Raw genomic sequence first — 21,706 nt, 5'->3', positions numbered from 1 at the left:
CGAATCCACCGGCGCCAACCAGATCAACCGCCGTGACCTGACCCGCGAAGTGGCGGTGAACGCCAACGTGTCCCAGCGCTCGGCGGGTGAAGTCTCGAATGACATCAAAAAGGCACTGGAGACCGTGACCTTCCCGCCCGGCTATCGCTACCAGTTTGGCGGCTCCACCAAGAACATGGCCGAGTCGTTTGGCTACGCCATCTCGGCCTTGGCCATGGCGATCATCTTCATTTACATGATCCTGGCCAGCCAGTTCAAGAGCTTTTTGCAGCCTCTGGCGCTCATGACCTCGCTGCCGCTCACGCTCATCGGCGTGGTGCTGGCGCTGCTGATGTTCCGCTCCACGCTGTCGATGTTCTCCATCATCGGCGTGGTGATGCTCATGGGTCTGGTGACCAAGAACGCCATCTTGCTGGTGGACTTTGCGATCCGTGCCCGCGAGGAACACGTGAATGACCAGGGCCAGACCGTGCCCGGTCTGCCCCGCGCCGACGCGCTGCTGCTGGCCGCCCGCGTGCGGCTGCGCCCCATCCTCATGACCACGCTGGCCATGATTTTTGGCATGGTGCCATTGGCGTTTGCGTTGTCCGAAGGGTCCGAACAGCGCGCGCCCATGGGCCAGGCCGTGATTGGCGGGGTCATTACCTCTTCCTTGTTGACCCTGGTGGTGGTGCCGGTGGTGTATTGCTATATGGACGACTTGGCCCAGTGGGCCCTTCGCAAGATGGGACGCGCCCCGGCAGCGCCTAAAATCGAAGGTTTGTCCTGATCGCCCCGATCGGCCTTGCATCTGCCCCACGGAGAAATCCCATGAACCTGCCCCTGAACACGTCCGCCAACATCAGCGATCCCATCGCCCAGGCCCGCTACAACATGATCGAGCAGCAGATCCGCCCCTGGAATGTGCTCGACGCCGACGTGCTGGACCTGCTGGCCGTGGTGCGCCGCGAAGACTTTGTGCCCCCGGCCTACCGCAGCCTGGCCTTCATGGACATCGAAGTGCCCCTGCTGGGCGACGACGCGGAAGAGGCCGTGCGCAAGGGCCACAGCATGCTGCAGCCGCGTGTGGAAGCGCGCATCCTGCAAGACCTGCAGATCAAGCCGACCGACCGCGTGCTGGAAATCGGCGCGGGCTCGGGCTACATGGCCGCTCTGCTGGCCGCCCGCGCCGAACGTGTGGTGTCCCTCGAAATCCACCCCGAGCTGGCCGAAATGGCCCGCGAGAACCTGCGCGATGCGGGTGTTCACAACGCCGACGTGCGCCAGGCCGATGGTGCCCGCGATGCCATTCCCGATGGCCCATTTGACGTGATCGTGCTCAGCGGCTCTGTGGCCGAAGTGCCCAGCCACCTGCTGCCCCTGCTGCGCGACGGTGGCCGCCTGGGCGCCATCGTGGGCGGTGAACCCGTGATGCGTTTCACCCTGACCCGCCGCACTGGCGACCGCTTTGAGACCACATCGCCGTGGGACACCATCGCGCCGCGCCTGGTGAACTTCCCCGAGCCCTCTGGCTTCACTTTCTGACCCCCTGCCCTTCGGTTGCCTTCGGAGTTTTGCATGATCGATCACGTCCGCCCCGCCCAGCTGCCCGCCTGGTTTGCCGCCGCACCTGAAGGCAGCCAGCCCCTGGTGCTGGACGTGCGTGAGCCTTGGGAGCTGCAGACCGCCAGCGTGCGCGCCGACGGGTTTGAGCTGGTGGCCATCCCCATGGGAGAGCTGCCCGCGCGGCTGGCCGAGCTGGAGCCCGCCCGCCAGGCGCAACGCCCCATCGCCTGCCTGTGCCACCACGGCGCCCGCAGCCTGCGCGTGGCCTCGTTCTTGCAGCACCACGGGTTCGAGCATCTGGCCAACATCACCGGCGGGATTGACGCCTGGTCGCACGAAAGCGATCCGGCGGTACCGCGCTACTGACGCCCTTGTGGTTGATGGACCGTTGTTGATGGACCGCACTTGCCGCACCCATGCCCCAGTGCTGCCCGCCGCTGCCCACCCCGATTCGATTCGCAGACTCTTCCGAAGGACCCGCAATGACACCGTTTAGGCCCCTGTCCCTGTCCATCCTGACCCTGGCGCTGGGTGCAGCGCTGTGTGCACCAGCCCAGGCCCAAAGCCTGCTGCAGCTGGTGGAATCGGCCCGCACCTATGACACGGCCTGGCAGTCGACGCGTGCGCAGCTGGACGCCGCAGCCCGCCGTGCTGACCAGGCCCGCGCCGGCCTGCTGCCTTCCGCCGCACTCACCGGGGGCCTCACCCGCTCCAACGTGGAGCTGACCAAACCCAAGATCGAGAACACCGGCACGGCACAGACCGTGGGGGTCAATGCCTCCCAGCCGCTGTACCGGCCTGCCAACCGCATCACGCTGGAACAAGGCCAACGCGGCGTAGACGTGGCCCAGGCCCAGCTGGATGCCGCCACCCAAGACCTGCTGGTGCGGGTGAGCCAGGCTTACTTCGACGTGCTGGCTGCGCAAGACACCCTGACCTTTGTGCAGGCCCAGAAGGCCGCCGTGTCCGAGCAGCTGGCCTCTGCCAAGCGCAATTTCGAGGTCGGCACCACCACGGTGACCGATTCGCGTGAAGCCCAGGCCCGCTACGACCTGGTGATTGCCCAGGAGATTGCCGCCGAGAACGACCTGCGAGTCAAGCGCCTGGCACTGGACCAGCTGGTCGGCATCGCTGGCACCAAGCCGCAGCCCCTGGCACTGCCAGTGCAACTGCCTGGCGTAGTGCCGGACAACCTTGCCACCTGGGTAGACACCGCCCGCGACCAGCAGCCCGGCGTGCGCCAGGCCGCCATTGCGCTGGACATTGCGCGGCTGGAGACCAAAAAAGCCGAAACCGGGCACCTGCCCACGGTGGACCTGCAGGCGGGTTACAACGTCACGCGCAACCTGCACGGCACCATCACCTCGCCCGGCGTCACGGCCCGCAGCAATGCCGCCAGCGTGGGCGTGGCGCTGAACTTGCCCCTGTTTGCAGGCTTTGCCGTGCAAAACCGCGTGAAGGAAACCCTGGCCCTCGAAACCAAGGCCGAGGCCGACCTCGAAACCGCCCGCCGCAACGTGGCCCAGGCCACGCGCGCGGCGTTCTACGGCGTGCAGTCCGGCCAGGGCCAGGTGCAGGCCCTGGAAGCGGCCGAAGCCTCCAGCCAGAGCGCGCTGGACGCCAACAAGCTGGGCTACCAGGTGGGTGTGCGCATCAACATCGACGTGCTCAACGCCCAAAGCCAGCTCTACCAGACCAAGCGTGACCTGGCCCAGGCCCGCTACAACGTGCTGCTGGGCGGGCTCAAGCTGCGCCAGGCGGCAGGCACGCTGTCGCAGCAGGACATCGAAGCGGTCAACGCACTGCTGGCCAAGTAATGGGTCCTTGCACCCCGCGCCGGGGTGCATCCCGTGCATGAATTGCTGAGGCCTAGTGCAGGCCGCCCTCAGGCTGCACCAGTGCCACAATCGCACGCGCCGTGGCCTGCGCAGCCCCTCGGTGCGTGGCCGCGAACCGGGTGGCCCGCTCGCTGGCCTGTTCGTGGGCGCGGGCGTCCCCCGCCAGCGCTGCAGCCTGTGCCATTCCTTGTGCCAGGTCGGGCACCCGCTGGGCTGCCCCCGCCGCGCACGCCAGTTCGGCTGCCTCGGCAAAGTTGAAGGTGTGCGGGCCCAGCACCACGGGGCAACCGCAGGCAGCGGCCTCGATCAGGTTCTGGCCGCCCAGTGGGGCGAAGCTCCCGCCCAGCAAAGCCACATCGGCCAGGCCGTAATACAGCGCCATTTCACCGATCGAGTCCCCCAGCCACACGTCAGCGGCCGCAGGTGCCGCAGCCCAGGTGCTGCGGCGCGACACCGACAGACCGGCCCGCTGCAGCAGCTGGTGGACCTCGTCAAACCGCTGCGGGTGGCGCGGCACGATGAGCCATTGCACGGGGGAAAGATCCCCACCAGATGCTTCACTATTGATAGCTGCCAAGGCATGATCCACTAGCGCTTGGGGCGATTTTTTCCGTATTTTCTGGATCTGCTCCAGCCACATGGCCTCCTCGCCCTCGCGGCTGCTGGCCAGCAAGACCACCGGGCGGCCGGTGCGCGCGCGCCACTCGCGGCCCCGCTCCAGCAGCTGAGCGTCGGGCACCACGTCAAACTTGAGGTTGCCCAGCACACCACGCACCGGCGCGCCTATGGCCGCGAGCCGCGTGGCGTCTTCCTGCGTCTGGGCCCAGACTGCCGTCAGGCCGCCATACGCAGGACGTGCCAGGGCTGACAGGCGCTGCGCCTTGCGCAGCGATATCTCGTTGAAGCGCGCATTGGCCAGCACCAGCGGAATGCGCCGCTGCCGGCAGCCCGCCACCAGGTTGGGCCATACCTCGGTTTCCATCAGGATACCGATGGCCGGGCGGAACTTGCGCAAAAACCGACCCACGGCGCCCGGCGTGTCCCAGGGCTGCCACACCTGCACGTCGCCAGGCAGCAGCAGCTTTTCGCCCTCGGCCCGCCCTGTGGCGGTGCCGTGGGTGAGCAACAGGCGCATGCCCGGCAGCTGTTCACGCAACTGGGCCAGCAAGATGGCGGCGGCACGGGTTTCGCCCAGCGACACGGCATGCACCCACACAAACCGCCCCAGCGGGTCGGTGCTGCTGTGGGGCATCAGGCTGTCGATGGGGGCCGGGTAGCGGCCAAAGCGCTCTCCCACCGCGTAGGCGTAGCCCGGCTCGGCCACTGCACGGCGGCGCAGCTTGCGGCGCAGCAGCGGCTGCGCGCTCCAGGTCAGCAGCGAATACAGGGCCCGCGCGGCGTTCATGCGGGCACAGACAGGCTCAGCACACCACCCGCCCAGCCGCTGTCGCTGCGCTGTGCCCAGACGATGCAGGGCGCGTCACCCGGCGCAGCCACCACACAGCGGCCACCGGGCGCCCAGAAGGCGCTGCGCCCCGCACTCACGTAGCCACCGGAGGTGCCGCTGTAGTTGGCCGCGAGTACGGCCATGTCATGGTCACGCGCGTAGCCTTCCAGCATGGCCGATTCGGCCGCATAGGCCTTTTCAGAGATCAGCACGCCCGCCGCATACAGGGCCGCGCCCGCCCCGCGGGCCGCCTGGGCATGCTCGGGATGGGTGATGTCGGCGCACACGGCCAGTGCCGTGGGCTCGCCGGCCACCAGTTGCACCTGCGCGTCGTCCGTGCCCGCGCTGGCAAATTGCTCTTCGCTGTCGTGCAGATGGCGCTTGCGGTACAGCGCCACGCTGCCGTCCGGCCCCAGCAGCCAGGCACCAATGGCGGGCAATGCGCCCTGCTGCGCAGGCTCAGCCGGAGCACCCACCACCAGGGCCATGCCATGGCTTTGGGCGGCCTGGCGCAGGGCCAGCAGCACGGGGTGGTCGGCCGTCAGTACATGGTCTGCCATGAGCGCGGGCTCATAGCCCATGAGCGACAGCTCCGGGAACTGCAGCAGTTGCACGCCCTGGTGGGCGGCAGCCCGCACGCAGGCCAGGTGCGTTTGCAGATTGCGCTCCAAGTCGCCCGGCGCCGACGGCGTCTGGGCGGCAGCAACACACAGGGGGGTGGAGAGCGACAGCATCGGGCGTGCGGCAGCCAATATCAGTGGCTGGCTGCGCCCACATGGGCGTCGGGCTTGACCCGATGCAGCAGCGCCAGCATGGCGGCCTCGATGCGGGCCAGGGCTTCGGGCGTGTGGCCCTCGAAGCGCAGCACCAGCACGGGGGTGGTGTTGCTGGCGCGGATCAGGCCAAAGCCATCGGGCCAGTCCACGCGCAAGCCGTCGATGCTGCTGATGGCGGCGGGCGCGGCAAAGGTCTCTGCGGCCAGGGCCTGCAGCTCGGCCGTCAGGCGGTGTGGCTCGCCTTCTGCACAGGCCACATTCAGCTCGGGGGTCGAAAAGCTGGTGGGCAGCGCGTTCAGCACGGCGCTCGGGTCGCTGCTGCGGCTCAGGATCTCCAGCAGGCGGCAGCCGGCATAGGTACCGTCGTCAAAGCCGTACCAGCGCTCCTTGAAGAAGATGTGGCCGCTCATCTCGCCACCCAGGGGAGAGTTCGTCTCCTTCATGCGCGCCTTGATCAGCGAGTGGCCGGTCTTGTACATCACCGGCACGCCACCGGCCGCTGCAATGGCGGGCGCCAGGCGCTGGGTGCACTTCACGTCGAAGATGATGTCGCCGCCGGGCACGCGCGAGAGCACATCTTGCGCAAACAGCATCATTTGCCGGTCAGGAAAGATGTTAGTGCCTTCCTTGGTCACGATGCCCAGGCGGTCGCCGTCGCCGTCAAACGCCAGGCCCAGCTCGGCGTCGCTGGCCTTCAGGGCGTTGATCAGGTCACGCAGATTTTCGGGTTTGCTCGGGTCGGGGTGGTGATTCGGGAAGTTGCCGTCCACCTCCGAGAACAGCTCGATCACCTCGCAGCCCAGCGCACGGAAGATGGCGGGGGCCGACGCGCCGGCAATGCCGTTGCCGCAGTCCACCACGATCTTGAGCGGCCGGGCCAGCTTCACATCGCCCACGATGCGCTCGCGGTACGCGGGCAGCACGTCCACATGGCGGACCGAGCCGCCGGGCAGCAGTCGCCAGCTTTCTTGCTCCATGGTGCTGCGCAGGGCCTGGATCTCATCGCCATAGATGGCGCGGCCGTTCAGCACCATCTTGAAGCCGTTGTAGTCCTTGGGGTTGTGGCTGCCGGTGACCTGGATGCCGCTGTTGCACAGCGTGCTGGCCGCAAAGTACAAGAGGGGCGTGGTGACCAGGCCCACGTCGATCACCTCGATGCCCGCCTCCACCAGCCCCCGGATCAGCGCCGCAGACATGGCGGGGCCCGACAGGCGTCCATCACGCCCCACTGCCACGGTGGTCTGCCCTTCCGCGCGGGCAGCCGTGCCAAAGGCCCGGCCCAGGCCCAGGGCCACGTCTTCGTTCAGGGTGGACGGCACGATGCCGCGGATGTCATAGGCTTTGAAGATGGCGGGGGTTGGTTGCACGCAGGGGGGCCTTTCGCGATGGGGTTGAAAAGTCCGCTGCATTGTAGGCGGCCCCCTCGGGGGCCTTTGTCAGCGGATGCCGCGCTGCGCAGATAAGTGCCCGGTAGCCGCTGCAGGCACAGGTCCGAAAATGGCCAGTAGCGTGGAGCAAGGCTCCTATGATCTGGCCCATGACCCTGACCGCATCATCCCAGTCCATCTCTGCTGATGCGGCTTCCGACGAAGGCCGCTACCTGGCACTGCAGGCGCGCGACGCGCGGTTTGACGGGCATTTTTTCACCGGGGTGACCTCCACCGGCATCTACTGCCGCCCCGTGTGCGCCGTACGCACGCCCCGGCGCGAGAACTGCCGCTTTTTTGTGCTGGCCGCGCAGGCTGAAAACGCGGGCTTTCGCCCCTGCCTGCGCTGCCGGCCCGAGCTGGCGCCGCAGGCGCTGGTGTGGTCGGTGCAGGACGCCAGTGGCATCCTGGTGCAGCAGGCCGTGCGCCTGCTGGATGCGCCCGACCTGTGGCAGGCCCCGTCCGCGCCGGGAGATGGCAGCGCCACCGTGGCCCGGCTGGCCGAGCGCCTGGGCGTGAGCGACCGGCACCTGCGCCGCATTTTTGAGGCGGCCCTGGGCGTATCGCCGCTGCAATATCTGCAGACGCGGCGCTTGCTCACGGCCAAGCAGCTGCTCACCGACACCACCATGCCCGTGACGCAGGTGGCACTGGCCAGCGGGTTCGCCAGCGTGCGCCGTTTCAATGCCGCCTTTGTGGGGCACTACGGGCTCAACCCCACCCAGCTGCGGCGCAACGGCGGTGGCAGCGCCGCAGCAAGCGCAGGGGGCACCAGCGCCGTGCGCCTGGCGTGGCGCCCGCCGCTGGATGTGGCTGCGCTGCTGGCCTTTTTTGAAAAGCGGCAGTTCCACGGCGTGGAGTGTGTGGTGCATGGTGCGGACGGCCCCGGCCTGCGTCGCACCGTGCGGTTGCCCAGCACTTGCACGGGCCTGTCGCAAGAAACCACGGGCTGGCTGAGCGCCCGCTTTGACGTAACGCGCCACCAGGTGCTGCTGCAGACCAGCGACAGCCTGTACCCCGTGCTGCCGCTCATCATCCGCCGCGTGCGCGCCATGCTGGACCTGGACGCCGACCCCGCGGCCATCAACACCGTGCTGCACGCGCACTTCCCGGAGGGTGACGGCCTGCGTGTGCCCGGGGCGTTTGACGGTTTTGAGCTGGCCGTGCGCGCCGTGCTGGGGCAGCAGATCACCGTAGCCGCCGCACGCACGCTGGGCCAGCGGCTGGTGGAGCGGCTGGGCGAGCCTATCGCCACGCCCTGGCCAGAGCTGCACCGGCTGTTCCCCACCGCCGCCACCCTGGCCCACGCGGATGGAGACACGCTGGGCCAGTTGGGCATCGTGCGCCAGCGGCAGGCGGCCATTGTGGCGCTGGCCCGCGCGGTGGACAGTGGCGCCCTGGCCCTGAATGCAGGCGCCGACGTGCCCAGCACCACCACAGCCCTGTGCGCACTGCCTGGCATTGGCGACTGGACGGCGCAGTACATCGCCATGCGGGTGCTGCGCTGGCCTGACGCCTTCCCGGCGGGTGACGTGGCCCTGCACAAGGCGCTGGGGGTGCAGCAGCACAAGAACCCGGCACGCGCGGCGCTGGAGGCCTCCCAAGCCTGGCGCCCCTGGCGCAGCTACGCGGTACTGCGCGCCTGGGCCGCTGGTGTCAGCAGTGTGGCCCTGGCCAAGGGTACAGAACCCCGTTTACTACCAAAACAATAGCACCCCAGGCAATCAGCACTGGCGCATCGTGCTGATCTCCATCAAAAACGACACACACAACTCTCTGGAGACCTCCCGGCATGCAGTTTCACCCCCTCACCGTGCAGGCACGGGCCGACACCTCGCTGGGGCCCGTGCGGCTGGCGGCCTCGCCCGCTGGCCTGTCGGGCGTCTGGTTTGAGGGCCAGCGCCACGAACCTACCGCCCAGTTGCACGGCCCCGACGCCTGGGCCATCGGGCCAGGCGACCACCCCGTGCTGCGAGAGGCCGCCCGTCAGCTGCAGCAATACCTGGGCGGGCAACGCCTGCATTTCGAACTGCCTCTGGACCTGTCGGGTGGCACGGCTTTTCAGCAGTCGGTGTGGCGTGCGCTGCTGCAGATAGACCGGGGCCAGACCATCAGCTATGGCGCGCTGGGCCTCCAGCTGGGCAACCCCAGCGCGGTGCGGGCGGTGGGTGCCGCCGTGGGTCGCAACCCGCTGAGCGTGGTGGTGCCCTGCCACCGTGTGCTGGGTGCCAACGGCAGCCTGACCGGCTATGCAGGCGGCCTCGATCGCAAGAGGGCTTTGCTGACGCTGGAGAATGCACCCCTTTTTGCCGCCGCAGCCCATCCCATGGAAGCCACCGCATGAACAGCCCCGCCACCCGGCCCGTCTCCGCCTGGATCGGAGAATTCATCCTGCTGGCTGCACTGTGGGGCGCGTCGTTCCTGTTCATGCGCCTGGGGGCGTCCGACTTTGGCCCCTTGCCCACTGCCGGGCTGCGGGTGGCGCTGGCCACGGTGTTCCTGTGGCCCATCATGCTGCGGCAGGGGCACTGGCCCGCTCTGCGCCAGCACTGGCGGCCCATCCTGTTTGCGGGGGTCATCAACTCGGCGATTCCGTTTTCGCTGTTCTCCTGGGCGGTGCTGCACATTGCCACCGGCCTGACCTCGATCCTCAACGCCACGGTGCCGCTGTTCGGTGCCCTGATCGCCTGGGTGTGGCTGGGCGACCGCATCAACCGTCTGCGCTGGGTGGGGCTGGCTTTGGGTTTTCTGGGTGTGGCCCTGCTGGCCTGGCGCGCACCGGCCGGTACCGGGTTCAAGACCGACCACGCCCACTGGGCCATTGCGGCGTGCCTGCTGGCGTCGGCGTTCTACGGTGTGTCGGCCAGTTTCGCGCGGCGCCACCTCACGGGGCTGCCACCGCTGGCCACGGCCGCTGGCAGCCAGCTGGGTGCCGCGCTCGGCCTGGCCCTGCCCACGCTGTGGCTGTGGCCGGCCCAGATGCCGGGCCCGCGCGCCTGGGGTGCCATCGTGGCGATTGCCGTGCTGTGCACCGGAATTGCCTACATCCTGTACTTTCGCCTCATCGAACACGCGGGCCCCAGCCGTGCGCTGGCCGTGACCTTCATCACCCCGGTGTTTGCCGTGCTGTACGGCACGCTGTTCCTGGGCGAGACCATTACGCCGTGGATGGTGGGCTGCGCGCTGGTGATCGTGTGCGGCACGTTGTTGTCAACCGGGCTTATCAGGACGGGTCGCGCCGCCGCCGCATCGTCAGAACGGGCCTAAACTTGCTACATGGGTTTTTTATCGGGTGCACGCCTTCTGACCACATGCGGCGCAGGCTGCGACACGCCCCCGCTCCCGATTCCGGCCCACGCCGCCGTACTGCGAGCCCGCAGACACGCCGCAGCCTTCCGCCCAGCCCAGGCAAACCAAGGAAAACGCCATGGGTAACGCCACGCTGCTGGCAGGCACCGCCGTCATGCTGCTGCTGCTCGTGCTGGTCTGGCTCTCGCCGCAGGAATCTCTCCACCCGTCGCGGCGCACCCTGATCCTGCTGGGGGTGGCGGGGGGTGTTGTCTCCATCGCCGCCTTTGAGACCCTGCGCTGGAACGCGCCAGAACTCAACATCGTGGCTTACCCCACCGCCACGGCCTTCATGGCACTGTTTTTTGGCGTTCCCGCTGCGGCCATCACCGCCTTGCTGACCTTGCAGGCAGCGCTCTGGGCAGACACCTCAGCCGCCTTGTCCGCCACCACCGTGCTAGGAAGCGCGCTCACCTCGGGCTGGGCCTGGCGAAAACTTGGCGCACGCTGGCATTGGCCCGAATGGGCGCCGCTGGCTGGCCTGACCATCACACTGCCGCTGGTGGTTTCGCTGGCTATAGCAGCTACCGGTGCGGCCGAGGGAGGTGCCAACAACTTGCACTGGCACCACGGCGCAGGGGTGCTGATGCTCGGGATCGGCTGGCTGGTGATTGCCAGCAAAGCCCGCGCCGAGCTGGCGCGTAGCAACATCCAGCAGACGCTGGGTGAGCAAGAGCAACAGTTGCGCCTGGCGCTGGATGCTTTGGGTGGCGGCCGCTGGGAATGGGACGTGGTCGAGCGCCGGTTTATCTGCGATGGACGCTTTTACGAGGCATACGGCATCTCCGGTGCAGATGCGAAGTCACCCGACTTGTGGCAACGCTGGTACGCCCGGCGTCACCCGCTGGATGCCGAGCGCAATGCCGCCAAGCTGGCACGTGCCATGGACGGGCTGGAGGAAAGCTATGAGGCCGAGTTCCGCGTGATGAACACCCAGGGCCAGTGGCGCTGGCTGATGTCGCGCGGTGCCGTGGCGCGGCGCGACGCCCAGGGTCGCCCAACCAGCATGATCGGCATGGACGTGGACATCACCGCCCACCGCGAGGTCGAGGAGGCCCTGCAGTCGGCCGAGGCCAAGTACACCACCTTCTACCAGACGCTGCCCGACCCGGCGGGCATCACCCGCATTGCCGACGGACGCTATATCGATGTGAACCCGGCGTTCTGCGAGCTGCTGGGCTTCACGCGCGAGGAGGTTCTGGGTCACACCTCGTCCGAGCTGCATATCTGGGCCAACGAGCACGAGCGCAAGCGGCTTCTGGACACCTACCAGAGCGAGGGCAAGGTGGACCGGTTGCCCCTGATCGCGCAAAACAAAGGGGTGCAGGTTCCGGGCCTGATGTCGGCACGCTCTGTGCTTGTGAATGGCGAAAACTGCTTTGTTTTCGTTTTCCACGACATGACCGAAGCCCAACGCACCAGCGACGAACTTCGGGCGCTCTACAACCAGCTGCAGCAAGCCGGCCGACTGGCCCGGCTGGGCGCGTGGGAGGACGAGCGCGGCCGAGGCCTGGTGTACTGGTCGGACATGTGTTTTGACATCCACGGCCTGTCCCCCAACCAGCCCCCGCCCAGCGACTACATCGACCGCCATGTGGCCCCGCAGTACCGCGAGCCGCTGCGCGAAAAATTCCGTCAGAGCATCCGTTCTCGCGCCGAATGGAGCATGGAGATGGAGGTCTATCATGCCGATGGCCACCTGCTGTGGGTGCGCGCGCGTGGTGAGCCCGTGATCGAAAACGGCCGCGTGGTCAAGGTGCGCGGCGTGATGCAGGACATCGACGAGGCCAAACGCGCCGAACAGCGTCTGCGCCAGTCCGAAGAGCGTTTCTCGCGCATCTTCCATCTCATGCCCTACCCCATGGGCCTGTCGCACCGCAGCGACGGCCGCTACGTGGACCTCAACCCCGCCTGGGTCGAGATACTGGGCATTCCCCGTGAAGAGGCCATCGGCCGCACGGCGGTGGAGTTGGGCATCTTCACGGCCGAAGACCGCCAGCGCCTGATGGAGCAGGTCAGCCGGACCGGCCAGCTCAGCGACTACGAAGTGCCCCTGAACGTGCGCAACGGCCCCCGGCTCACCGTGCTGCAATCCATGCGCGCCATCGATTTCGACGGAGAACCCTGCTGGCTGTTTTCGGTGCACGACATCACCGACCGCAAGCGCAACGAGGTGCAGGTGCGCGAACGCGAGGCCCTGCTCTCGCTGACCATCTCCGCCGCAGCGCTGGGCCTGTGGGACTGGGACCTGCAGACCGGCCTGGTGACAGGCGACCGGCGCTGGCGTGCGATGCGAGGACTACCGGTGACAGGCGACACCTCGGCAGCCGTGCAATGGACCACGGCCATCGCCCCTGACGATATCGACCGCATCACCATCGAGCTGTCGCGCCACTCCGCCCACCTGGGCACGCCGTTCGACGCCACCTGGCGTCTGAACCAGCCCAACGAGCCGGTGCGCTGGGTGCGCAACCTGGGCAAGATCGTGGGCTTTGACGAGCAAGGCCGCCCTGCACGCATGCTGGGCGTCGCCATTGACGTGACCCCCCAGCGCGAGCAGGAGGTGATGCTGCAACGCCTGGCGCTGTACGACGCACTGACCGGCCTGCCCAACCGCGTGCTGCTGGCACGCAAGCTGCAGGAATGCATGGCCCAGGCCCGCGACACCGGCAAGCAGCTGGGCGTGGCCTATCTCGACCTGGATGGCTTCAAGCCCGTCAATGACCGCCTGGGCCACGGTGCGGGCGACCGCCTGCTGGTGGTGGTGGCCGGGCGGCTCACGCGGGCACTGCAGCCTCTGGACACGGTGGCCCGGCTGGGAGGCGACGAGTTCGTGATCCTCATGCCCGGCCTGGACTCGGTAAACGACTGCGAACGCATGCTGGAGCGTGTGATGGAAAGCGTCTCGGCCCCCTACACGCTCGACACCGAGCGCGTGGTCGTCACGGCCAGCATTGGCTACACCATCTTCCCGCAGGACGACGCCGACGCCGACACCTTGCTGCGCCATGCCGACCAGGCCATGTATGCGGCCAAGCAAGCGGGGCGCAACCGTTTTCACCAGTTCGACGCCGCCCAGGAGCGTGCCGTGCAGCTGCTGCGCGCCCAGGGGCACTACCTGCGCGAGGCGCTGGCGCAAGCGCAGTTCACCCTGTACCTGCAGCCCAAGGTGGACATGCGCAGTGGCTCGGTGGTGGGCGCTGAGGTGCTTTCACGCTGGCAGCACCCCGAGAGGGGCCTGGTGCCGCCCGGTGAATTCTTGCCGCTGCTGGAGGGCACCGAGCTGGAGATCAGCTTTGGCGAATGGGTGGCCGAGGCCGCGCTCACAGTTCTGGAGCAGTTGCAGGACCGCGGCATGCCCATGCCGCTGAGCATCAATATTGCCGCCCAGCACCTGCAGCAACCAGACTTTGCCAACTGGGTGGCCAGCTGCCTGGCCCGCCACCCAGGTGTGCCCGCGCACCTGGTCGAGATCGAGATCACCGAAAGCGCCGCCCTGTACGACCTGAGCGCCGTCGCCGACACCCTGAACGCCCTGCGCGCCATGGGCGTGACGGTGGCGCTGGACGACTTTGGCACCGGCTATTCGTCGCTGACGTACCTGCGCCGCCTGCCCATGGACACGCTCAAGATCGACCAGAGCTTTGTGCACGGCATGATGGGCGACCCGGGGGATCTGGCCATCGTGCAGGGTGTGATCGGCCTGGCACGCTCGTTCGGTTACCGGGTGATCGCCGAAGGGGTGGAAACCGTCGAACAGGGGCAGATGCTGCTGCAGCTGGGCTGCCTGCAGGCGCAGGGCTACTGCATTGCCCGGCCCATGCCGCTGGAGGATTTCATCGGCTGGACGCCGACCTGGCAGCCACCTGCGGGGTGGCAACGGAACCGGCCGGTTTGAAAAACACTGAAATTCCGGTCAGGCGCCAGTGCTATATGCCTGACTAGCTATGCTTTTGATAGTTTCAAAGGGTATCCAGTGAATATCGGAGACGAGCATTGAACATCCGCGAACTCTGCGCCGAAGACCTCGCCCCCCTGCTCGGGCTGTACACCCAACTGCACGAATACGACGACCCCTTACCCGCGGCCCCCGAGGTGCAAGCCGTGTGGGCCGAGGCGCTTGCCAATCCACGCATTCGGTACTTTGGGGGGTGGGACGCGGGCCTATTGGTCTCGTCTTGCACGCTCACCGTCATACCCAACCTCACCCGCGCATGCAGACCCTATGGCGTCATCGAGAACGTCGTGACGCACTCGACCCATCGCGGCCAGGGCCGGGGCCACGCCCTGTTGCAGCACGCCCTCGCCCACGCGTGGCGGGAGCGCTGCTACAAGGTCACGCTGATGACCGGCCGCAAAGACGAAAACACCCTGCGCTTTTACGAGCAAGCCGGGTTTGACCGGCATGGCAAACAGGCCTTTTTCGCCAGACCTCCGCATTGATTTGGCAGGCCAGGCACTGCGCTTTGGGTGCCGCGCCGCGCTGCCAACTCATCCCACCAAATCCTTCACCTGCTGCAACGCCGCTGGGTCTTCCATCGTCGTCAGGTCGCCCGGATCGCGCCGCTCGGCCACGGCCTGCAGGGCCCGGCGCAGCAGTTTGCCGCTGCGGGTCTTGGGCAGCACCGTCACAAAGTACACGCGCGACGGCCGCGCCACGGCGCCGAGCTGGTGGTCCACCTGCTTCATCACCTCGCCTTCGAGCTTGAGGCGTGCAGCATCGTCAGTGAGGCCCGAGGCATCGCGCGCCACGGCAAATGCCATGGCGACCTGGCCCTTGAGGCTGTCGGCCACACCCACCACGGCCACTTCAGCGATGTTGGGGTGGGAGGCAATGCTCTCCTCGATCTCGCGCGTGCCCAGGCGGTGGCCTGCCACGTTGATCACGTCGTCGGTGCGGCCCAGGATGAAGTGGTAGCCGTCGGCATCGCGGATGCCCCAGTCAAACGTGCTGTAGATCAGACGGCCGGGAATGCTCTTCCAGTAGGTGTTCACAAACCGCGCGTCATCGCGCCACACCGTCTGCATGCAGCCGGGGGGCAGCGGGCCTTCGATGGCAACCACGCCCTTCTGGTTGGGCGCTGTCAATTCCTCTCCCGTGGCCTCGTCGATCAGCTTCACGCCGTAGCCGTACATGGCCTTGCCAGGGCTGCCAAAACGAGTAGTTTGCTGCTCTACGCCGTTGGCCAGGGTCAAAATGGGCCAGCCGGTTTCGGTCTGCCAGTAGTTGTCGATGATGGGCACGGCCAGCGCGTCGCTGATCCACTGGGCCGTGGGCTCGTCCAGCGGCTCGCCCGCCAGCCACAGGGCCTTGAGGCTTTTCACGTTGTATTTGGCCAGGTAGGCCGGGTCCTGCTTCTTCAGCACCCGCACCGCCGTGGGGGCCGAGAACATGTGCGTGACCTGGTACTTCTCGACGATGCTCCACCACACGCCCGCATCGGGCCGCGTGGGCAGGCCCTCGTACATGATGGTGGTCATGCCCGCGATCAGCGGGCCGTAAACGATGTAGCTGTGGCCCACCACCCAGCCGATGTCGCTGGTTGCAAAGTACACATCGCCCGCCTTGGCGTCAAAGATGTGCTTCATGCTTGCCGCCAGCGCCACCGTGTAGCCGCCTGTATCGCGCTGCACCCCCTTGGGCTTGCCGGTGGTGCCGCTGGTGTACAGCGTGTAGCTGGGGTGGGTGGATTCCACCCATTCGCAGGGCACCACGGTGTTCAGGTGCTGCTCTCGCAGCGGCGCCCATTCGTGGTCGCGGCCTGCCTGCAGGTGCATGGGAGCCAGGCCCCGGTTCACCATCAGCACGGCGCTGGGCTTGTGTTTGGACAACGCAATGGCTTCGTCCAGCAGCGGCTTGTAGGGCACCACCTTGCCGCCGCGCGAGCCGGCGTCGGCGCTGACCACGGCCACCGGCTCGGCATCTTCAATGCGCGAGGCGAGCGAGCCAGACGCAAAGCCGCCAAACACCACCGAATGCAACGCACCAATGCGCACGCAGGCCAGCATGGCAAACGCGGCTTCTGCAATCATGGGCATGTAGATGAGCACACGGTCGCCCTTCTTCACACCCAGCGACAACAGCACGGCCGCCATGCGCTGCACTTCGGCATGCAGCTCGGCAAAACTGTAGCTGCGTTCGGTGTCGGTTTCTGTCGATATAGCCACCAGCGCTGCCTGGCTGGCGCGCGTGGCCAGGTGGCGGTCTACCGCGTTGTGGCACAGATTGGTGGTGCCGCCCACAAACCATTTCGCAAACGGCGGGTTGCTGTAGTCGCACACCTGCTGAGGAGGCGTCTTCCAGTCGATCAGCTTCGCCTGCTCGCTCCAGAAGGCGTCGCGGTGGTCAATGGACTGGCGGTAGAAGTCGGCGTAGGTGCTGTGTGCGGTCATTGTGGGTGTCTCCTCGGCATCTCTCTCGCCCTGCCAGGACAGCAGGTTTTGAATTCATAATTATTCATGACGGGCTTGCTGCAAACTGACGTAGCCCGCTGTGCCCTGGTAGCGCCGAGCCACATCGCGGCAGGCATATCAATATGCCAACCTGCGTCACACGGGGCTGTCACACTCCCGGGCCATGCATCAAGAACCGTCCCCAGCTCCCTCGTCGATCTCCTTTGGCGAGGCCTTTCTTTTCTGGCTCAAGCTCGGGTTCATCAGCTTTGGCGGGCCTGCAGGCCAGATCGCCATCATGCACTCCGAGCTGGTGGAACGCCGGCGCTGGATCAGCGAAAACCGCTTCTTGCACGCACTCAACTACTGCATGCTGCTGCCCGGCCCCGAGGCGCAGCAGCTGGCCACCTACATCGGCTGGCTCATGCACCGCACCTGGGGCGGCATCGTGGCCGGGGCACTGTTTGTGCTGCCCTCGCTGTTCATTCTGGTCGGGCTGTCGTGGGTGTACCTGCGCTTTGGCGATGTGCCCGTGGTGGCCGGCATCTTCTACGGCATCAAGCCCGCCGTGACGGCCCTGGTGTTGCATGCGGCGCACCGCATAGGCACAAGGGCGCTCAAGAACGGCTGGATGTGGGCCCTTGCCGCCGCGTCGTTTGTGGCCATCTTTGCGTTCGACACGCCCTTTCCTGCCATCGTGCTGGCTGCCGCCCTGATCGGTTACTTGGGCGCCCAGCGCTGGCCGTCAGTGTTTGCGCTGGGAGGTGGCCACGCAAATGCGCACAAAGGCTATGGCCCGGCGCTGATCGACGACCACACCCCTACCCCCCAACATGCGCGCTTTTCGCGCAGCCACCTGGTCAAGGTACTGGCGGCGGGTTTGGCGCTGTGGCTGGCGGCCATGGGCCTGCTGGTAGCCACCCAGGGCTGGCAAGGCACGCTCACACAGATGGGCTGGTTCTTCACCAAGGCCGCGCTGGTGACGTTTGGCGGCGCCTATGCCGTGCTGCCCTATGTGTACCAAGGCGCGGTAGAGCACTATCAGTGGCTCAGCGGCCCACAGATGATTGACGGCTTGGCACTGGGAGAGACCACACCCGGCCCTCTGATCATGGTGGTGGCATTCGTCGGCTTTGTGGGCGGCTGGCTGCAGCAGGTGTGGGGAGCGGACGCACTGTTTGCAGGCGCTGCAGCGGCTGCCACTGTGGTGACCTTTGTGACCTTCTTGCCCTCGTTCATCTTCATCCTGGCAGGCGGCCCGCTGGTGGAGGCCACACACGGCAAGCTCGGTTTTACCGCGCCACTGTCAGCCATCACCGCCGCCGTGGTGGGCGTGATCCTGAACCTGGCCCTGTTTTTTGCGTACCACCTGCTGTGGCCGCAGGGTTTTGGCGGCCGCTTCGACGCCGTGTCAGCGTTGATCGCCGTGGGCGCGCTGGTGGCGCTGTTCCGCTTCAAGCTGGGCGTCATGCCGCTGCTGGGCGTGTGTGCGTTGGCGGGTCTGGCGGTCAAGCTGGCGGTGCCTTACTTCGCCTGACCGGAAACTGCATGAATCACTATTATTTTGATAGCTACCAGCGCATGAAAATCATGCGCTAGAAGCCAATTTGGCTTAAAAGAGCTATTTGATCAGCCCGAGCACGTCCTTGAACGCCGGGTGCTCGCAGCTGCCCAGCCACTCAAACGCCACCATCTCGGTGGTCACCAGTTCAGCCCCCGCACCAGCCAGGCGGTCAAAGGCGGCGTCGCGGTTGCGTTCGGTGCGCGAGCCGCAGGCGTCGGTCACCACCCACACTTCAAACTCGTCTTCCAGCAGGTCGAGCGCCGTCTGCAGCAGGCAGACATGGGCTTCGCATCCGGCAATCACGATGGTGCCGCGCTCGTCGCCTTGGGCGGTAGCGGGCTTTTGCAGGTGTTTGGGCAGGCTGCGCGCGTTGCCGCCCTGCTGTGGCTTGGTCGGTGGGCGCAGCCATTCGCCCAGGCCTTCTTCGGCAGCGCTGAAGTGCATCTTGGCCAGGGTTTTCTGGCACAACGCACGCAGCGCGGCGTCGTTGGCACCCAGGCGCGAAGGATTTTGCTCGGTGCCCCACACGGGCACGTCCAGCATGCGCGCGATCTCGGCCAGGCGGCGGGCGTTGGCCAGCACAGCGGGGCCCTCAAAGATAGCGGGCATCAGGCGCTCCTGGTAGTCAATCAGGACGAGTTGGGATTCGGTGGCATCAAGCAGCATGGTGTGATGGGTGGTTTGTTGGTGGGGCCACCGACCAGGGCGGCAGCGCTTTCAAAGAGTGGCGCATTGTCGCAGCCCTGCGGGGGTGATTGGCTAGGAGGACGGCAACACCGCACGCACCGCAGCCGCCAGCGGCCCCGCCATGGCCACCGCGTTGCTGGGGTGCGGGATGCAGTCGGTGCTCCACACCTCTCCCACGCCCGCGTCGTGCAGCACCTGCAGCGCATCGCCCGCGAACAGCGCGTGGGTCACGGCCACATCCACCGATGCCGCACCCGCCTGCAGCAGCAGCCGTGCTGCCAACGCCAGCGTACGGCCGGTGCTGGCCATGTCGTCCAGCAACACCACCGCCCTGCCCCGGGCATTGAGCGCGGGCAGCTCGATGGCCACATGGCGGTCACCATGGCGCACCTTGGTGCACACGGCATGGTCAAAACCGTGGCGCGTGGCGGCCTGGGCAATCCACTGGGCGGATTCGCCGTCAGGCCCCACCAGCAAAGCATTAGGGCGGCGCTGGGCAATCAGATCGGCCAGCGGCTCGGCGCCGCTGAGCACCACCGCCTGCGGCACGGGGATGGCCTGCTCCAGCCGCTCGATGCGGTGCAGGTGCGGGTCCACCGTGATCACGGCGTCGAACAGCCCGGCCAGAAACCCGCCCACCACCTGCTGGCTCACGGCCTCGCCGGGGTGGAAGGCGATGTCCTGCCTCATGTAGGCCAGGTACGGCGCCACCAGCGTGAGGTGCTGCACGCCCAGGTTGCGGGCCGTGCGCACGGCCAGCAGCAGGTCCACCAGTTTCTCATTGGGCTGGTGCAGGCTGCGCAGCAACACGGCGTGCCTTGGCATTCGGCCTGTGGCATCCACGGGCAGCCGCAACTTGAGTTCGCCATCAGGGAAGCGGTGGCGTTCGATGGCCTTGGCGGTGAGGCCTGCGGCCTGCGCCAGGCGCAGCGCAGGTGCGGCTTCGTCATCGAAATACAGCAAACAGGCAGCTTCGGGCGGGAACATGATCAGAACTCCACAAACACACGAGGCACCTCGTCGGCGGTTCCCAGGCGGTAGCCGCAGTCCCGTTCGCACGCATGGCGCGCAAACTCCAGGTCGGCCGGGTAGCTGGCATGTACGCGGTACAGCAGGTCTCCGGCGGCCACGGTGTCACCCAGCTTGTGCATCAGGTCCACCCCGGCGCCGGGCACCTTGGGCGCACCGGCCAGGCGGGCTACGCGGGCGATCTGGTAGTTGTCGATGCCCGCGACAACGCCGCTGGCCGGGGCCACCACGTCCAGCGTCAGCGCACCAAGCGCCGGGTGGTTGTGGTCAAACCCAGTGCTGCCCTGGGCGGCGATGATGGCGTTCATGCGTGCCAGCGCGCGGCCCGAGTCAAGGATGTCGCGCGCAATCGCATAGCCGTCGCCGCCGCGCACATCGGGGTCGCATTCGATCAGGCGTCCGGCCAGGCGCAGCGACTTTTGCCGCAGGTCGTCGGGCGCACGTGGGTCGTTTTGCAGCACGCGCATCACGTCGCGCGCCTCCAGCACCGGGCCCACACCGTTGCCCACGGGCTGGCGGCCGTCGGTGATGACCACGTCCAGCGACAAGCCCATGCGCCGCGCCACATATTCAAACAGGCGGCGCAGGCGCTGCGCCTCGGGCATGGACCGCACCTTGGCCGTGGGGCCGATGGGAATGTCGAGCACCAGGTGCGTGGCGCCCGCCGCCACTTTTTTCGACAGGATGGACGCCACCATCTGGCCGGCCGAGTCGATGGACAGCGGCCGCTCCACCGAAATCAGCACATCGTCGGCAGGTGACAAATTGGCCGTGCCGCCCCAGGCCAGGCAGCCCCGGTAGTCACGCACGATGTCGGCCAGTTGTTCAAACGGCAGCTCCACCTTGGCCAGCACCTCCATGGTGTCGGCCGTGCCCGCAGGCGAGGTGATGGCGCGCGACGAGGTCTTGGGGCACAACATGCCGTGCGCGGCCACGATGGGCACGACCAGCATGGTGGTGCGGTTGCCCGGAATGCCGCCAATGCAGTGCTTGTCCACCACCAGTGGCTCGTGCCAGTCAAGCCTGCGGCCACTGGCCACCATGGCATCGGTCAGAAAGAACACTTCCTCGCGGTCCAGCTCACTGCGGTGGCAGGCGACCACAAAGGCGGTGAGTTCGATCTTGGAATACCGGTGGTCGGCAATGTCCCGCACGATGGCGCCAAAGTCCTCGCGGGTGAGGCGCTCGCTGGCAATCTTTCGAAACAGCGCGCCCATGGACTCGGGCGGCTCGGCCTGCGCCACCGACACGGTGTGGCCGTTGTCCACACCCAGCTGGGCAAACGCGTCTTCCGACAGGCCCAACTCGTGGCAGCCCACGATGGCGGGGTCATCCACCACGTTCACAGTGGCCAGGATGCGGCGGCCGTTGGCGCGCACCTCGATCTTGGACAGGGCCTGGAAGCCCTCGGCCCGGTACACGGCGCAATCACGGTTCAGGTAGGCCACGTTTTCGCGCCAGGTGTCGATGGCCACGCGGCGCAGGGCCAGCTGGGAACGGGGTGGCGCACCCGCAGTGTCGGCGGGGGCGGTGCCCGGGTTGGCCAAGACGGCAGCAGGAACGGAGGGGACGGCAGAGGATGAGAGGGTGGGCTCGGCGTGCATCGCGCCAGCCTATACCGAAAAAGCCCGCCGCAAGCTGCGGGATCACCC

17 protein-coding genes are annotated in these 21,706 nt (G+C 67.0%); 10 read left to right on the top strand and 7 right to left on the bottom strand.

All coding sequences use genetic code 11. The annotated features are described in order from the left end of the window. The 4 genes from ISS20_RS05650 to ISS20_RS05635 form a co-directional block, all read left to right on the top strand. Positions 1-769: efflux RND transporter permease subunit (locus ISS20_RS05650; RefSeq protein WP_291434557.1), on the top strand; the 769-nt coding region annotated here is incomplete at its 5' end. A 41-nt stretch (positions 770-810) separates the two neighbouring features. Beyond that, positions 811-1,524 (top strand): protein-L-isoaspartate O-methyltransferase, encoded by a 714-nt coding sequence (locus ISS20_RS05645; protein WP_291434556.1) that lies wholly within the window; start codon positions 811-813, stop codon positions 1,522-1,524. Positions 1,525-1,557: 33 nt separating this feature from the next. Beyond that, positions 1,558-1,911 (top strand): rhodanese-like domain-containing protein, encoded by a 354-nt coding sequence (locus ISS20_RS05640; RefSeq protein WP_291434554.1) that lies wholly within the window; start codon positions 1,558-1,560, stop codon positions 1,909-1,911. Positions 1,912-2,027: 116 nt separating this feature from the next. Continuing rightward, positions 2,028-3,362 carry a TolC family outer membrane protein gene (locus ISS20_RS05635; protein ID WP_291434551.1) on the top strand — a complete coding sequence of 445 codons (1,335 nt, stop codon included), beginning with the start codon at positions 2,028-2,030 and terminating at the stop codon, positions 3,360-3,362. Positions 3,363-3,414: 52 nt separating this feature from the next. On the opposite strand, the gene ISS20_RS05630 is transcribed toward ISS20_RS05635, so the two are convergent. Genes ISS20_RS05630 through ISS20_RS05620 form a run of 3 tightly spaced genes read right to left on the bottom strand, consistent with a single transcriptional unit; the run spans position 3,415 to position 6,973 of the window. After that, the gene (locus ISS20_RS05630; RefSeq protein WP_291434549.1) at positions 3,415-4,788 is read right to left on the bottom strand and encodes a 3-deoxy-D-manno-octulosonic acid transferase; all 1,374 of its coding nucleotides are present in this window, start codon (positions 4,786-4,788) and stop codon (positions 3,415-3,417) included. After that, entirely contained in the window at positions 4,785-5,564 is a 780-nt protein-coding gene (locus ISS20_RS05625) for a carbon-nitrogen hydrolase family protein (protein WP_291434547.1), read from the bottom strand. The genes ISS20_RS05630 and ISS20_RS05625 overlap by 4 nt, the downstream gene beginning before the upstream one ends. A gap of 20 nt (positions 5,565-5,584) precedes the next feature. Further along, a complete protein-coding gene (locus ISS20_RS05620; protein WP_291434545.1) occupies positions 5,585-6,973 on the bottom strand; it encodes a phosphomannomutase/phosphoglucomutase in 1,389 nt (462 codons plus the stop codon). 170 nt (positions 6,974-7,143) lie between these two features. Here ISS20_RS05620 and ISS20_RS05615 point away from each other — a divergent pair, with 170 nt between their 5' ends. The 5 genes from ISS20_RS05615 (at position 7,144) to ISS20_RS05595 (ending at position 14,824) form a co-directional block, all read left to right on the top strand. Continuing rightward, positions 7,144-8,745, top strand: coding sequence for an Ada metal-binding domain-containing protein (locus ISS20_RS05615; RefSeq protein ID WP_291434543.1), 1,602 nt, complete (start codon positions 7,144-7,146; stop codon positions 8,743-8,745). Positions 8,746-8,825: 80 nt separating this feature from the next. Then, entirely contained in the window at positions 8,826-9,377 is a 552-nt protein-coding gene (locus ISS20_RS05610; RefSeq protein WP_291434541.1) for a methylated-DNA--[protein]-cysteine S-methyltransferase, read from the top strand. Next, positions 9,374-10,300, top strand: a complete 927-nt coding sequence (locus ISS20_RS05605; RefSeq protein WP_291434539.1) for an EamA family transporter — start codon at positions 9,374-9,376, stop codon at positions 10,298-10,300. Before ISS20_RS05610 ends, ISS20_RS05605 begins: the two co-directional genes overlap by 4 nt. A 160-nt stretch (positions 10,301-10,460) precedes the next feature. Further along, positions 10,461-14,279 (top strand): EAL domain-containing protein, encoded by a 3,819-nt coding sequence (locus tag ISS20_RS05600; protein WP_291434537.1) that lies wholly within the window; start codon positions 10,461-10,463, stop codon positions 14,277-14,279. A gap of 98 nt (positions 14,280-14,377) precedes the next feature. Then, the gene (locus tag ISS20_RS05595) at positions 14,378-14,824 is read left to right on the top strand and encodes a GNAT family N-acetyltransferase (protein ID WP_291434535.1); all 447 of its coding nucleotides are present in this window, start codon (positions 14,378-14,380) and stop codon (positions 14,822-14,824) included. Between the two features lie 48 nt (positions 14,825-14,872). Here the strand turns inward: ISS20_RS05595 and ISS20_RS05590 are convergent, their stop codons facing one another. After that, positions 14,873-16,774: a propionate--CoA ligase gene (locus ISS20_RS05590; protein WP_291434533.1), complete on the bottom strand. Its 1,902-nt coding sequence runs from the start codon at positions 16,772-16,774 to the stop codon at positions 14,873-14,875. Between the two features lie 184 nt (positions 16,775-16,958). Between ISS20_RS05590 and chrA the strand changes: the two genes are divergently transcribed. Beyond that, positions 16,959-18,311, top strand: coding sequence for a chromate efflux transporter (gene chrA / locus ISS20_RS05585; RefSeq protein WP_291434531.1), 1,353 nt, complete (start codon positions 16,959-16,961; stop codon positions 18,309-18,311). Positions 18,312-18,395: 84 nt separating this feature from the next. Here chrA and ISS20_RS05580 read toward each other — a convergent pair whose 3' ends face one another. The 3 genes from ISS20_RS05580 to ISS20_RS05570 all read right to left on the bottom strand — a co-directional run bounded on the left by ISS20_RS05580 (position 18,396) and on the right by ISS20_RS05570 (position 21,544). Then, the gene (locus ISS20_RS05580) at positions 18,396-19,004 is read right to left on the bottom strand and encodes an isochorismatase family protein (RefSeq protein WP_291434529.1); all 609 of its coding nucleotides are present in this window, start codon (positions 19,002-19,004) and stop codon (positions 18,396-18,398) included. Between the two features lie 93 nt (positions 19,005-19,097). Beyond that, the gene (locus ISS20_RS05575; protein ID WP_291434527.1) at positions 19,098-20,012 is read right to left on the bottom strand and encodes a ribose-phosphate diphosphokinase; all 915 of its coding nucleotides are present in this window, start codon (positions 20,010-20,012) and stop codon (positions 19,098-19,100) included. A 2-nt stretch (positions 20,013-20,014) separates the two neighbouring features. After that, positions 20,015-21,544: a thymidine phosphorylase family protein gene (locus tag ISS20_RS05570; RefSeq protein WP_291434563.1), complete on the bottom strand. Its 1,530-nt coding sequence runs from the start codon at positions 21,542-21,544 to the stop codon at positions 20,015-20,017. Between the last annotated feature and the right edge of the window lie 162 nt (positions 21,545-21,706).

Source organism: Acidovorax sp., from assembly GCF_016783915.1.
Classification (GTDB): Bacteria; Pseudomonadota; Gammaproteobacteria; order Burkholderiales; family Burkholderiaceae_C; genus Acidovorax.
Note: the sequence above shows the minus strand (reverse complement) of the source record. Positions and strands in the feature narration are given on the sequence as shown.

Coding starts and splice junctions, on each gene's coding strand:
- ISS20_RS05625 (WP_291434547.1), bottom strand. CDS start 5,564: ATGCTGTCGCTCTCCACCCCCCTGTGTGTTGCTGCCGCCCAGACGCCG.
- ISS20_RS05635 (WP_291434551.1), top strand. CDS start 2,028: ATGACACCGTTTAGGCCCCTGTCCCTGTCCATCCTGACCCTGGCGCTG.
- chrA (WP_291434531.1), top strand. CDS start 16,959: ATGCATCAAGAACCGTCCCCAGCTCCCTCGTCGATCTCCTTTGGCGAG.
- ISS20_RS05600 (WP_291434537.1), top strand. CDS start 10,461: ATGGGTAACGCCACGCTGCTGGCAGGCACCGCCGTCATGCTGCTGCTG.
- ISS20_RS05640 (WP_291434554.1), top strand. CDS start 1,558: ATGATCGATCACGTCCGCCCCGCCCAGCTGCCCGCCTGGTTTGCCGCC.
- ISS20_RS05645 (WP_291434556.1), top strand. CDS start 811: ATGAACCTGCCCCTGAACACGTCCGCCAACATCAGCGATCCCATCGCC.
- ISS20_RS05615 (WP_291434543.1), top strand. CDS start 7,144: ATGACCCTGACCGCATCATCCCAGTCCATCTCTGCTGATGCGGCTTCC.
- ISS20_RS05605 (WP_291434539.1), top strand. CDS start 9,374: ATGAACAGCCCCGCCACCCGGCCCGTCTCCGCCTGGATCGGAGAATTC.
- ISS20_RS05630 (WP_291434549.1), bottom strand. CDS start 4,788: ATGAACGCCGCGCGGGCCCTGTATTCGCTGCTGACCTGGAGCGCGCAG.
- ISS20_RS05610 (WP_291434541.1), top strand. CDS start 8,826: ATGCAGTTTCACCCCCTCACCGTGCAGGCACGGGCCGACACCTCGCTG.
- ISS20_RS05575 (WP_291434527.1), bottom strand. CDS start 20,012: ATGTTCCCGCCCGAAGCTGCCTGTTTGCTGTATTTCGATGACGAAGCC.
- ISS20_RS05590 (WP_291434533.1), bottom strand. CDS start 16,774: ATGACCGCACACAGCACCTACGCCGACTTCTACCGCCAGTCCATTGAC.
- ISS20_RS05580 (WP_291434529.1), bottom strand. CDS start 19,004: ATGCTGCTTGATGCCACCGAATCCCAACTCGTCCTGATTGACTACCAG.